The 12,987-nt window shown below is 49.2% G+C and carries 13 protein-coding genes and 1 tRNA gene; 11 read left to right on the plus strand and 3 right to left on the minus strand.

Annotated elements, in window-relative coordinates; translation table 11 throughout:
- Nucleotides 1–202: 202 nt before the first annotated feature.
- From PRUB_RS04985 to PRUB_RS05015, 7 genes are all read left to right on the plus strand, one after another.
- A complete protein-coding gene (locus tag PRUB_RS04985) occupies nucleotides 203–1,087 on the plus strand; it encodes an NTP transferase domain-containing protein (RefSeq protein ID WP_010384030.1) in 885 nt (294 codons plus the stop codon).
- Between the two features lie 43 nt (nucleotides 1,088–1,130).
- Entirely contained in the window at nucleotides 1,131–2,204 is a 1,074-nt protein-coding gene (locus PRUB_RS04990) for a phosphotransferase enzyme family protein (RefSeq protein WP_040645448.1), read from the plus strand.
- Nucleotides 2,205–2,358: 154 nt separating this feature from the next.
- Entirely contained in the window at nucleotides 2,359–3,735 is a 1,377-nt protein-coding gene (locus PRUB_RS04995) for a Gfo/Idh/MocA family protein (protein WP_010384035.1), read from the plus strand.
- A gap of 173 nt (nucleotides 3,736–3,908) precedes the next feature.
- Complete coding sequence (locus PRUB_RS05000; protein WP_010384038.1) at nucleotides 3,909–4,370, plus strand: nuclear transport factor 2 family protein; 462 nt, start codon at nucleotides 3,909–3,911, stop codon at nucleotides 4,368–4,370.
- Nucleotides 4,371–4,400: 30 nt separating this feature from the next.
- Nucleotides 4,401–4,655, plus strand: coding sequence for a YkoF family thiamine/hydroxymethylpyrimidine-binding protein (locus PRUB_RS05005; RefSeq protein WP_010384040.1), 255 nt, complete (start codon nucleotides 4,401–4,403; stop codon nucleotides 4,653–4,655).
- Nucleotides 4,655–5,275 (plus strand): nicotinamide riboside transporter PnuC, encoded by a 621-nt coding sequence (pnuC, locus tag PRUB_RS05010; RefSeq protein WP_010384042.1) that lies wholly within the window; start codon nucleotides 4,655–4,657, stop codon nucleotides 5,273–5,275. The genes PRUB_RS05005 and pnuC overlap by 1 nt, the downstream gene beginning before the upstream one ends.
- Nucleotides 5,262–6,050 carry a phosphotransferase gene (locus PRUB_RS05015; RefSeq protein WP_010384044.1) on the plus strand — a complete coding sequence of 263 codons (789 nt, stop codon included), beginning with the start codon at nucleotides 5,262–5,264 and terminating at the stop codon, nucleotides 6,048–6,050. Before pnuC ends, PRUB_RS05015 begins: the two co-directional genes overlap by 14 nt.
- A 96-nt stretch (nucleotides 6,051–6,146) precedes the next feature.
- On the opposite strand, the gene PRUB_RS05020 is transcribed toward PRUB_RS05015, so the two are convergent.
- A complete protein-coding gene (locus PRUB_RS05020) occupies nucleotides 6,147–6,329 on the minus strand; it encodes a helix-turn-helix domain-containing protein (RefSeq protein WP_010384046.1) in 183 nt (60 codons plus the stop codon).
- 221 nt (nucleotides 6,330–6,550) lie between these two features.
- Here PRUB_RS05020 and PRUB_RS05025 point away from each other — a divergent pair.
- Nucleotides 6,551–6,625: transfer RNA gene (locus PRUB_RS05025), tRNA-Arg, on the plus strand.
- 34 nt (nucleotides 6,626–6,659) lie between these two features.
- On the opposite strand, the gene PRUB_RS05030 is transcribed toward PRUB_RS05025, so the two are convergent.
- Both PRUB_RS05030 and PRUB_RS05035 read right to left on the minus strand, forming a co-directional pair.
- Nucleotides 6,660–7,619, minus strand: coding sequence for a zinc transporter ZntB (locus PRUB_RS05030; RefSeq protein ID WP_010384048.1), 960 nt, complete (start codon nucleotides 7,617–7,619; stop codon nucleotides 6,660–6,662).
- Between the two features lie 65 nt (nucleotides 7,620–7,684).
- Complete coding sequence (locus PRUB_RS05035; RefSeq protein ID WP_010384051.1) at nucleotides 7,685–8,425, minus strand: thioesterase II family protein; 741 nt, start codon at nucleotides 8,423–8,425, stop codon at nucleotides 7,685–7,687.
- 294 nt (nucleotides 8,426–8,719) lie between these two features.
- On the opposite strand from PRUB_RS05035, the gene prfC reads away from it, so the two are divergent.
- From prfC to pdxH, 3 genes are all read left to right on the plus strand, one after another.
- Nucleotides 8,720–10,309, plus strand: coding sequence for a peptide chain release factor 3 (gene prfC / locus PRUB_RS05040; RefSeq protein ID WP_010384053.1), 1,590 nt, complete (start codon nucleotides 8,720–8,722; stop codon nucleotides 10,307–10,309).
- A 197-nt stretch (nucleotides 10,310–10,506) separates the two neighbouring features.
- Nucleotides 10,507–12,249, plus strand: a complete 1,743-nt coding sequence (gene argS, locus PRUB_RS05045) for an arginine--tRNA ligase (protein WP_010384055.1) — start codon at nucleotides 10,507–10,509, stop codon at nucleotides 12,247–12,249.
- A gap of 93 nt (nucleotides 12,250–12,342) precedes the next feature.
- A complete protein-coding gene (pdxH, locus tag PRUB_RS05050; protein ID WP_010384057.1) occupies nucleotides 12,343–12,981 on the plus strand; it encodes a pyridoxamine 5'-phosphate oxidase in 639 nt (212 codons plus the stop codon).
- The last annotated feature ends 6 nt before the right edge of the window (nucleotides 12,982–12,987 follow it).

Consider the following 12,987-nt stretch of genomic DNA (forward strand, 5'->3'; position numbering starts at 1 on the left):
AGTATGATGCGAATAGAGCGACAGCTTTATTCGCAAAAGAAATTTAATTTTATTAATTATATCAACTCCCTACAGTCCATTTATTTGACTTGAATCAGCATGCCCATCATGTACCTGTTATCTCACTTTTTACAACGGCTTTTAATTTCTGCTGAAGCTATGTACACTAGCCGTTTAATTTTTGAGTGGCTGGACATTGTTTATGTATCAAGGGAAAAGTCCAACGCTGGTGATTCTGGCCGCAGGCTTGGGTACCCGGTTTGGTGGAAATAAGCAGATAGCGATACTGCCGGACTTTAACTGTACCATTATGGAGTTGAGCATTCAGGATGCGTATGCAGCTGGCGTGCGCCATGTTGTACTGGTGATTAACCGCCAGGTTCGTCCTTTGATTGAGCAACAGATCTTGCCGCGGCTGCCTAAGGGACTAGAGGTCGACTTAGTTGAGCAAGCCGTCGACAATGTACCATCGTGTTTTGCCAGCAAAGCGTTATTACGAGAAAAACCGTGGGGAACGGGGCATGCATTATTATGTGCCAAGCCCGTGATACCGGGTGACGCCATTGTGATTACCGCGGATGATTATTATGGGCCAAGCGCTTATACGCAGCTCGTAGGCCATTTCGCTGAGTCGACACATCAAGACATGGCGATTGTTGGCTATCCTTTGGGGCATACTTTATCACAACAAGGTGGCGTAAATCGCGGAATATGCCAAACTCATAAAGGCCAGTTGCTTGAAGTTGTTGAATATCTGGATATTCAACAAAATAGCGGTGTGTTATCCGGGATAGCTCCGGATGGCAAACGTGCAACTTTAGCACAAACCGCGCTGGCGTCGATGACGTGTTGGGGTATAACGCAACCGCTCTTGACGCAACTAGAGACCGGATTTTCCCTGTTTCTAGAAAATTATGACAGCGATGTCAAAAGCGAGTATTATTTGCCTGATTGTATTCAAAGTTGTATTCAACAAGGCCTGCTTCAGGTCAGAGTACAGAGTGCATCTGATCGCTGGTTTGGTATCACCTACAAAGAAGAATTAAAGAGTGTCTCAGGATTATTATATGAATTACGTCACGGATGAGCCTATCACCTGCCATCGTATTGAGAGCGGCAATGAGGTAACAATGAAAAATCGTGCAATTGCAGAGGTCTTATCGCAGCAATTTGGCCTGCAGGGAGAGTCTGTTTCTCTACGTCCGATCGGTAATGGACATATTAATACAACGATGTTGCTGAAAAACAAGCAGCGTGCTTTGGTTGTGCAAAAACTCAATACCTGTGTTTTTCCAGAGCCTGAGCAACTCGTCACCAACGCCAGAAAAATTGAGCAGCACTTAGCACGTAAAGCCAAAGACGGTGGCTATGAGTTAGCGATTATTCGCCATGTGCCGACCATTCACGGTGAGTACCTTGTTCACTTTGAAGATGAAGTCTGGCGTGCACTGGAGTTTATTGGTGGCAGTTACAGCGAAGATGTGGTTGACAGTGAAGTGAAGGCGAAAGTCGCGGCGAATGCATTTGGTCAATTTGCTGCGGCCCTGGATGATTTTGATGCGACTCAGCTGCACCATGTGATCCCGAATTTCCACAACCTAGCGATGCGCATAGAAAAGTTTGAAGAAACACTCCGCCAGGACCCTCAGGGTCGTGCAGCCTTGTGTGAGGAGGAGATTGCATTTTGCCGAGCGCAATTTTCGCTTGCTCAGGAAGTACTTGACGTTGAGGCGCAATTACCGCTACGCGCCTGCCACAATGATACCAAGATCAACAATATGTTGTTCTGCTCGGAGTCAAATGATGCACGCGCTGTGATAGACCTGGATACCTGTATGCCTGGTTATTGGTTGTATGACTTTGGCGACATGGTGAGAACGTTCTGCTCTCCTGAAGCGGAAGATTCTACTAACCTGGCAAATGTGCGTGTGCGTGAAGAAATTTTCGCGGCACTGGTGAAAGGATATAAAGACCCGTTGTCGGCCAGTCTGACAGAGACTGAAAAGCACAGCTTTATTCTTGGCGCGAAAGTGATGCCATTTATGATTGGTTTGCGTTTTTTGACCGATTATCTCGATGGTGACAATTACTTCGCCACTAAGCATTCAGAGCATAATTTACAGCGTGCGCAAAACCAATTTGCCCTTTATCAGGATATAGTCGCAAAAGAAGCTCAACTGAACGCCATTATTGCCGAATTATAATCGTTTTAGATTCACACAAAAAAAGCGCCTTAAGGCGCTTTTTTTGTACCAGACACACACTTGTACCGATTAAATCTCTGTTTGTCGCAACGCTTTTGCAACCCCGGATACAATCCGTTAGCGTGCACAAGAAGTATCTTCGAGGACAATAATAATGACAAATTTAAATCGCCGGGATTTTCTTAAGGCGGCAGGTGTCGCAGCGGCTGCCGGAGTTGTTTCAGGTTGCGCGCAAAGTAAAGTAGACCCGACTCAGGCCACGCCCGAACGCCAGGGGAAATCAGTCATTGGACTGATTGCACCAAAAATGGACCTTGTTCGTGTTGGTTTTATCGGTGTGGGTCAACGTGGCTATGGCCATGTAAAGCGCATGAGTCATATTGAAGGTGCCGAAATCGTTGCCTTATGTGATACGCACGAAGAAGTCCTGCAGCGCTCAGCGAGTTATCTGGCAGAGCGAGGGGGGAAGGCCCCGGCTTTATATCAGGGGTCCGAGTTTGCGTATCGGGAAATGCTTGCCCGGGATGATATTGACATCGTTATCATTTCGACACCGTGGCGTTGGCATGCGCCGATGGCAGTCGACACCATGGAAAGTGGTAAACATGCCTTTGTTGAAGTGCCACTGGCCCTGACGGTGGAAGAAATGTGGCAGCTGGTTGATACCGCAGAGCGGACCCAGAAAAATTGCATGATGATGGAAAACGTCAACTATGGTCGCGATGAGTTGATGGTACTGAATATGGTGCGACAGGGGGTGTTTGGGGAACTATTGCACGGTGAAGCCGCCTATATTCATGAGTTGCGCTGGCAAATGAAAGAGCTGGAACATAAAACCGGCTCCTGGCGCACAGAGTGGCATACTAAACGTAATGGCAACCTCTATCCCACTCATGGTTTAGGGCCGGTTTCTCAGTATATGAACATTAACCGGGGTGATCGGTTCGATTTTCTGACTTCCATGAGTTCTCCTGCACTAGGCCGGGCTGCCTATGCTCAGCGTGAATTTGCACCGGATCATCAGCGTAATCAATGGCGATATGTTGCTGGCGATATGAATACAACTTTGGTTAAAACTGTCAAAGGGCGTTCTATTATGATCCAGCACGATACCACAACGCCGCGCCCGTACTCCCGGCACAATCTGATCCAGGGGACCAATGGTGTATTTGCCGGCTTCCCGAATCGTATTGCGCTGGAGCATGGTGGCACCGGATCGTTTCATGACTGGGACGAGGATATGAGCACCTGGTACGCTAAGTATGATCATCCTCTGTGGCTGAAAATGGGCGCAGAAGCCGAACGCAATGGCGGCCATGGTGGCATGGACTTTTTGATGTTCTGGCGGATGATTTACTGTCTGAGAAATGGCGAACCTCTGGATCAGGATGTCTATGATGGTGCGGCCTGGTCGGTGATTTCGCCTTTGTCGGCATTGTCGGTGGCAAACCGCAGTGAGTCAGTTACCATTCCTGACTTTACCCGCGGAGCCTGGCAAAATGCTCAGCCATTGGGCATAGTTGGCGCCTAGTTGTGTGCCGGCACAGATCATCCTATCCGGGTATGATATAATGTTGGGGCCCTTATCCGAGGGCCATTTCAGATTAATACTCATATCCGGAGGCAGATTTGCGCGGCACATTCACCACACAGCTCACCCTCTGTCTTGTATTGCTCGTAACCATAGTCGTTACTGGCTGTAGCATGACAGATAATACCCGAGCGTCAGCGCGCGAATCGAGTGCGCTCAGACAAGTACTCAATGATTATATTGCGACCTATCAGGCGCGTCAGGATTTTGCCTTATTTTTGTCATTTTATGCCGATGATGTTCAGCTGGAAGATATGATTTATGGCTTTGCCGTCAAGGATAAACAGGCATTGGCTGAGTTTTTTAATTGGTCTGCCGGGAACGTTGAAATTCAGGATGGTGAGCTGACGTATACACTCAGCGAGGTGATCTTAGACGAACAGCAACGTCGTGCCGTTATTCGTGGCACCTTTGCCCGCTTTGAGTATGAAGGTCGGGAAATGGGTCCCTGGCGTTTTACGACCGTATTACACTTTAACCCGGACAACAAGATCATCTATCAACAGGATTGGATCAATTACAGGCCTCGCTCGGTAACGGACGGTGGCAGCAATTTAAATTATTCCGAAAACTAATTCCTTTATAACTCTGACGAGGACACTGTGATGCAACTCTCTGTCGAGATCAGCAAATATCCATTACATGCTGACTATATTCCTTTCATCAAAGACTTTATCGAGCGCCTGAATCAGCACCCGGAGCTAAAAGTACTGACCAATACTATGTCGACTCAGGTGTTTGGTGACTATGATGTGCTGATGGACACCTTATCCGCAGAAATGAAGCGTTCGTTTGAGCAATATGGCAAAATTGTGTTTGTTTGCAAATTCATCAGTGGCGACCTGTCGCCTCAGTCATGATGCAGTGGCTAGCTGAAACCCTGGCTGGATTTACCGCCATGTCGGTGTGGGAGTATCTGGCCGTGGTCTTATCCGCTGCCTACCTGCTGCTGGCAATAAGGGAAAACTCGTGGTGCTGGCCTGCGGCGTTTGTCAGTACCTTTATCTATACCGTGATGTACTGGAATGGTGCATTACTGATGGAGTCATTGCTGAACTTTTACTACATGTTCATGGCGGTTGTAGGCTGGTGGATGTGGCGCAGTGGCAGACAGGATAAGTCCCTGGAAATCGTTTCCTGGTCCTTGTATCGACATAGCGCCATTATTTTGGGCACCTTGCTTGTGGCACTGGGTATCGGCTACGTCATGGATAAGTACACACATGCTGAGCTGGCGTATCTGGACAGCCTGACGACCTGCTTTGCGGTGGTAACCACTTACCTGGTTGCCCGCAAAGTGCTGGAAAACTGGCTGTATTGGGTCGTGATCGATGCGGCGTCCATGTATCTATACTATCTCAAAGGCTATTACCCCACTCTGGTGTTATTTGGTTTTTACACCATTATGGTCTGCTGGGGGTATGTGCGCTGGTACGAAGTGTATCAGCAAAAAGAGGGTAAACCGCTTGCCGCACTGTGATGCCGAGCTAAGTGCGCTGATCAGGCAGGCTTTTCCCGATATTACTATCAGTGCACTGCGCCCACTTAACAAAGGGTTAAGTAATAAAAATTACTACCTGGAGCAGGTGCAACAGGGGTTTTTGTTAAAGCATTATTCAGACGCAATACCCGTTCATGCACTGCAAGCGCAGGCACTGCTGGCTCAACTTGGCGTAGCACAGCCTCTGGCTGGCTATCATGTTCAGACCCGGCTGGCGTTGTTTGAATTCTTACCACAGCGAGATGATCCACTGTGCCTGAGCGATAGTTTATTAACGAAGCTGCATACGTTACATGGTTTGGTGCACCCCCAGATCGGGCAGCTTGATCTGAGTGTGGCACTGTCTGAGGCCGCTCAGGTGCTCGAAGGGGCATCTGATGTGTTTGCTTTAAGCCAAAGGCTGGCACAGTTTGAACCTGATATCTGCTTTTGTCACAATGATTTGGTCAAAGACAATATGCTGGTAACAGCACAGGGACCCGTGTTTATCGACTTTGAATACGCGCAATACAACGACCGATATTTTGATTTGGCGGCCTTATGTGTCTCTTTTTCGTTGTCTGTACGTGAAGGCAATCAGATGCTGAAGCGTTATTTCAGCCTGGCAGAGGTGCCGTTACCTGAGTATGCCGAGGATAAGCTAAATTGTTATGTGGAGGTTTACCTGCTGCTTTGTCTTGCCTGGTATCAGCAGCGCGGGCTGGTCTCGTATCTTAAACCTTTACAGGTACTATTGCAGGCATGGCGCCGCTAGTCGCTTCGAACAGGCCAGTTGGCCCGAACATCAGTCGGGCATTGAGTTAGCCTGATTACGAAGCAATATAGGGCAGGGGCCTCGCTTCTGTTGCGCTTAAATGCCGCCCAGTCGTTTTGCCAGTTCTTTGTATTTTTCTACGTCATCTTTGTCAAAAATGGGTTCGCCCTGCTCATCCTGTTGTTTGGCAACTAACAGGTTTTCGCGTGCCAGTCGCCTGACGCGCTCCACTTTAACATCTAAAAATTCAGCAACTTGTTCAGTGGTCATTGGAGTCATAATACGGTCCTCTCAGGATGATGTCGTGTTAATACAGGAGACCAATTTTCCGTGTATTAACAGGTCGTCATTATTGTTATTGTTCTAAGCATAGTTAAATATCGTGAATTTCGCTCTGTGTGAAGTCTTTTTTCGAGTTTTAGACCATAAATTAAGCATATAGACAACAATGACTAGTATTTGTGGCTGGATATGATTATTATTGGCACCACTAAGATGCTGCTCTCGTGGTGAAATGGATATCACGTGGCCCTCCGGAGGCCAAGTTCTAGGTTCGATCCCTAGCGAGAGCGCCATTTTACGTCACACAGATACGTCTAAACCCCACACTTATATCCATTTTCGGCGTTTAAATAAAACGGCTACAGCAACAGTTAATATTACCAACGCCAGTATGAAAATCGTAAAAGCCCAGGGATTCTCTGTGCCTGGAATGCCGCCAATATTGACTCCCAACAGACCAGTTAAAAAGCCCAACGGCAGAAACAGGGCTGCGACCACGGACATAATGTACATGCGCTGATTCAGCTGCTCATTAAGTTGGTTGGTGATGCTTTGCTGAAGGACTTGTGCCCGCTCAATGCTGGCTTCTAGCTCTTCAATATAGCGGCTGAGGGTATTATTTGCCTCGCCAAGCAAGCGGCGCTGATCGAGACTCAGAAAGTTCACCTTTGTATCAATCAAATCATAGATAGCCTGACGTTGCGGTTTGATATAGCGCTTTAAGGCAATGACCTGACGCCGCAGCAAGGTGATCTGATGGTAGTCGGGCTGGCATTCCTCTTTATCCAACTGCTCTTCAAATTCATCCAGTTGTTCTTCGACCTGCCACAATGTGTCCTGCATATGGTGTGTCAGGCGATCTATCAGCGCACAGATAAGGTCGCTGATAGACTGAGCCCCCTGACCGTCCAGTAATGCGCTGTGTAGTTCTTCGATAGATATCAACACGCGCTTGCGACAGGTGATCAGTACGTTTTTATTAATAAAACAGCGCACTGAGACCATATCTTCCGGGTTTTGTCTGGGGTTGAGGTTGACGCCGCGTAAAAATAACAGCAATCCGTGACTTGCACGGGTCACACGAGGCCGGGTTTCCTCTGCAAGTAATGCCTGCCACTCCCACTCTTGCAGAAAATCCAGCTGGCTCAAGAAGTGGTGAACCGCGTCATTGGTGTAATCAAAGTGCAGCCAAAGAGGCACTTCGTCTTTGAGCGCCTGCGTTAAGTCTGATACCGGGGTTGCGCCACCCTGGCCGTCCAGCATGAGCGCATGCAGTAAGCCTTCCATTTTATTACCTGTATTCACATAGATATGTTTATCTTTGGCCAACTTACTCGCTTAGGCAAATCAAATTACAGGATTGTGCGAAGTACCTGATTGACCTGACCGATCACTTCATCACTGCATTGATTGATGAAGAAGTGGCCACCATTAAAGTAATGAATGTCAATTTTGTGTTCACTCAAATCCTGCCAGCCGTGCAGCTGCTCGGCATTGATTTCGATGTCATCATAGCCATGAAACACGGTGATAGGGCAGGGCAGGCTGAGAGGCTGAGCCTGATAGCACTCGGCAATCTGAAAATCGGCTCTTAGTAAGGGCAGTAGTAACTCCATCAGCTCCTTGTGCTCCAGCAACTCTTTGGGTGTGCCGTTAAGTTTATAAAGTTCTTCGACAAAGGCATCATGAGGTAAGTCGTAAATGCGTTTTTTGTCCGAGCTGGTGTGTGGGGCGCGGCTGCCTGATGCGATAAGGTGGCGTGGTAACGGCGCATTCTGTTCGACTAGGTGTTTTGTGACTTCAAAAATCACCCGGCTGCCCAAACTGTGCCCCATGAGCACATAGGGCTTTTCAGTCAGAAATGCCTGGTGAGCCAATAGTTCATCGACTTTATGTTGCATGGTCACATGTGCAGGTTCCCCCATGCGTGCACCACGACCCGGAAATTGCAGTAGCACCAGCTCTACGTCGGGGTGCAACTCACTGTTCCAGGGCATGTACATAGCCGGAGAGCCGCCGGCATAAGGAAAACAAAACAGTCTGAGTTTGGCATTGGGGTTTGGTTTCGGTATTACAAAAAGCTTGTTGTTCATGTTGTTATATCTTTTATCTGAAATTGGGAACTATCCTACCAGACGAGCTCCAAGCAAGTCATTTTATTCAATAAATATTCATATCCCTTTTTTGGCTTTGACTGTTGCATGGGAGAATTAACCCGATATTGAACGAAATCATGATGTAACTGACCTTCACTGATTGTTAAAAGCGCCAAGATCGGCGAAAATAGTGCATGATTAAAAATGAACCCGCCGGATGACCCTGCAAAGTGTCATGCGCACACTTTGCGTAGCATGTGTGGATCCGCGTATAACCTAAAGAATTGACTAATGGCAGACCAGACTTTCCTCAATGAAATAAACAAGCGACGTACCTTCGCTATCATCTCGCACCCGGATGCGGGTAAGACCACCATCACAGAAAAAGTACTCTTGTTCGGTAAGGCCTTGCAACAGGCTGGTACAGTAAAAGGCCGAGGCTCTAACCAGCACGCAAAATCAGACTGGATGGACATGGAAAAAGAGCGTGGTATCTCAGTAACCACGTCTGTGATGCAGTTCCCGTTCAATGACAGCCTGGTTAACCTGCTGGATACCCCGGGACACGAGGATTTCTCGGAAGATACGTATCGTACGCTGACTGCCGTGGACTCCTGTCTGATGGTCATCGACGCGGCCAAAGGTGTTGAGGATCGAACCCGTAAGCTGATGGAAGTCACCCGTTTACGTGATACGCCTATCGTGACCTTCATGAACAAGCTGGACCGTGATATCCGCGATCCGATGGAGCTGTTGGACGAAGTTGAGACTGAGCTGAATATCATGTGTGCGCCAGTTACCTGGCCGATTGGCTGTGGTAAAGAGTTCAAAGGGGTTTACCACATTCACCGCGATGAGACCATTTTGTATCAAACGGGTCAGGGTCATACTATTCAGGAAGTGCGCACCATTAAGGGGCTAGATAACGCTGACTTGGATGCCGCTATCGGTGAGAGTCTGGCGGAGCAACTACGTGAAGAGCTGGAACTGGTCATTGGCGCATCGCACGAATTCGATAAAGAGTTATTCCTCAGTGGCGAACTGACGCCGGTGTATTTTGGTACCGCGCTTGGTAACTTTGGTGTGGATCATATGCTGGATGGCCTGACTGAGTGGGCGCCGTCGCCGTTGCCGCGTCAGACGGACGAACGTGAAGTGAGTGCCGACGACGAGAAGTTCACCGGCTTCGTATTTAAAATTCAGGCCAACATGGACCCGAAACACCGCGACCGTATCGCCTTTATGCGTATCGTATCAGGTAAATACACTCAGGGTATGAAGATGAACCATGTTCGCCTGGGCAAGCAGGTGAGCATTTCTGATGCCGTGACCTTTATGGCCGGTGATCGTGAGCGTGCCCAGGAAGCTTTTGCCGGTGACATCATTGGTTTGCACAACCACGGCACCATCCAGATTGGTGACACCTTCACTCAAGGTGAAAAACTTAAGTTCAGTGGTATTCCGAACTTTGCCCCTGAGCTGTTCCGTCGTATTCGTCTTAAAGATCCACTCAAGCAAAAGCAGCTGCTAAAAGGCCTGGTGCAGTTATCAGAAGAAGGGGCCGTGCAGGTGTTCCGTCCGCTGATCAACAACGACCTGATCGTGGGCGCGGTCGGTGTACTGCAGTTTGACGTGGTAGTGGCACGACTGAAGTCTGAGTACAACGTGGATGCGATTTACGAAAGCGTTAACGTTCAGACGGCGCGCTGGGTTAATTGTGAAGACGAGAAAAAACTGGCTGAATTCCGCCGTAAGTGTGAGCAGAACCTGGCACTCGACGGAGGCGATAACCTGACGTATATCGCGCCAAGCCGTGTGAATCTGAACCTGTCTATGGAACGTTATCCGGACGTGCAGTTCCATCAGACGCGCGAACACTAAATTAAACTGGGGCATCCGTTTGTCTGGTGGCCCCAAAAGTCATGCTGCGGGTTGATTTGACTCCGGCGCTTCCTATAAGCTGGTGTATTCGACCCGATTGTTCGCTGACTGTTTAAAGCTGCGTTTTATTCCGGCGCCCCGAGGCGCCGATGATGTTTGCTCAGTGCCCAGGCTGGCACTGACCCAAAGGAAACACAATGAACATTAAAAGTATTCTAATTGAAAAAGCTCTGTCTGCGATGGCCGCGGCAGGGATCCCTGAAGGCACCAATCCGGCGGTAACGCAAAGCACCCGTGCGCAGTTTGGTGACTATCAAATTAATGGCGCAATGGGCGCTGCGAAAGCACTAAAAACCAACCCGCGTGAGCTGGCACAGAAGATCATTGATAATCTGGATGTCAGCGATGTGGCTGCAAAAACTGAAATTGCTGGTCCGGGCTTTATCAATATTCACCTTAAGCCGGAGTTTCTGGCTGCGAGCCTGGAAGCGGCCAATCAGGATGCCAAGCTAGGCGTGGCAGAACATGCTCAGGCGCAAAACGTGGTCGTCGATTTCTCGTCGCCTAACCTGGCCAAAGAAATGCACGTGGGTCACCTGCGTTCTACCATCATTGGTGATGCCGTGGTACGTGCGCTTGAGTTCCGTGGTGACAAAGTCACGCGTCAGAACCACGTGGGCGACTGGGGCACGCAGTTTGGTATGCTGATCGCACACCTGGAAGATATGCTGGCGCAAGGCATTGACCTGGAAAACGTGGCACTGGCGGACTTAGAAACTTTCTATCGTGACGCTAAGAAGCGCTTCGACGATGAAGAAGGTTTCTCGGATAAGGCCCGTGATTACGTGGTTAAATTACAAGGCGGTGATGCACATTGCCAGAAACTGTGGCAGTTGTTCATCGACACGTCGGTGAAGCACTCTGAAGAAGTATACAAAAAGCTGAATGTGACGCTCACGCGCGATGACATTATGGCTGAAAGTGCCTATAACGATCGTCTGGCCGGTATCATCACGCTGTTAAAAGATAAAAACATTGCGGTTGAAGATCAGGGCGCACAGGTGGTGTTCCTCGATGAGCTGGCAAACAAAGATGGTGAGCCATCGGTGTTTATCGTACAAAAATCAGGTGGTGGTTTCTTGTATGCCACGACCGATCTGGCTGCGTGTGACTACCGCTCTAACGAGCTGGGCGCTGAGCGTATTCTGATTTTCGTGGATGCTCGTCAAAGCCTGCATTTTAACCAGGTTGAGCTGACTGCACGCAAAGCGGGTCTGCTGCGCGACGAAACCAGCTATGAGTTCTGTCCGTTTGGCACTATGATGGGCAGCGACGGCAAGCCGTTCAAGACCCGTACAGGCGGCACAGTCAAGCTGGCTGAACTGTTGGATGAAGCGGTGAGCCGTGCCAGCGAAAAACTGGCCGACCGTGCGTCTGAGCTGAGTGCAGAAGCCCGTGCTGAAATCGCCCGTAAAGTGGGTATTGGCGCGGTGAAATATGCCGATCTGTCGAAGCACCGGACCAGTGATTACATCTTCAACTGGGATACCATGCTGAGCTTCGAAGGCGCCACGGCACCTTACTTACAGTACGCGTACACCCGTGTGCGCAGTATTTTCCGCAAAGCCGGTGTAGACAGTGCGGCGCTCAGTGGCAGCATCAACATCGTCGAGCCACAGGAAAAGGCGCTGGCGCTGAAACTCCTGCAGCTTGAAGAAGTCCTGGATCTGATGATCGGCGAAGCCACACCACACGTATTATGTGGGTATCTGTATGAGCTGGCGAGTCTGTACATGACCTTCTACGAAGCTTGTCCAATCCTCAAAGACGATGTGTCTGCTGAAGTACGTGAAAGTCGTCTGTTGCTGTGTAACCTGGTTGCCAGAACACTCAACACCGGTCTGGAGCTGCTGGGCATCGAGGTGATGGAGCAGATGTAAGTCCTGCGTGAGATCATGCAATGCATGCATCACGTTATGTTAGACTGAGGCCGCACTATTGCGGCCTTTTGTGTTATGTAAGGAATGACCACTATGAAACTTGATGATATTCGTCGCGAATATACTAAAGATGGCCTCTCCCGCGAGAAGCTCGATGATAACCCCATCGTGCAGTTTGAACACTGGCTGCAGCAGGCCGTGGATGCAAATCTCAGCGATCCGACCGCCATGGTAGTGGCCACGGTGGATGAGCAGGGTCAGCCGTCACAGCGGATTGTGTTACTCAAACAAGTGGACGATAACGGCTTTGTCTTTTTCACTAATACCGGGTCGCGTAAGGCACAAGAGCTCAAAGGTAATAACAAGATTTCATTACACTTTCCCTGGCACAATCTGGAGCGTCAGGTGATCGTGTACGGTGAAGCCGAACCGCTACCGACAGCTGCGGTTGCTAAGTACTTTCTCTCCCGTCCAAAAGAAAGCCAGCTTGCTGCCTGGGCTTCAGCCCAGTCGCGTCCGGTCTCCTCTCGTCAGGCCCTGATGCAGACCTTCAACAGCATGAAAAGTAAGTTTGCGAAAGGCGATATTCCGTTGCCGGACTTTTGGGGCGGGTATTGTGTTAAACCCCATCAGATTGAATTCTGGCAAGGGGGAGAGCATCGTTTGCATGACCGCTTTATGTATCGTAAAGACGTTAGCGGACAGTGGCAGGTTGAACGTCTTAACCCATAGTGTCAC

Origin of the sequence: Pseudoalteromonas rubra (genome assembly GCF_000238295.3) — a bacterium.
Classification (GTDB): domain Bacteria; phylum Pseudomonadota; class Gammaproteobacteria; order Enterobacterales; family Alteromonadaceae; genus Pseudoalteromonas; species Pseudoalteromonas rubra.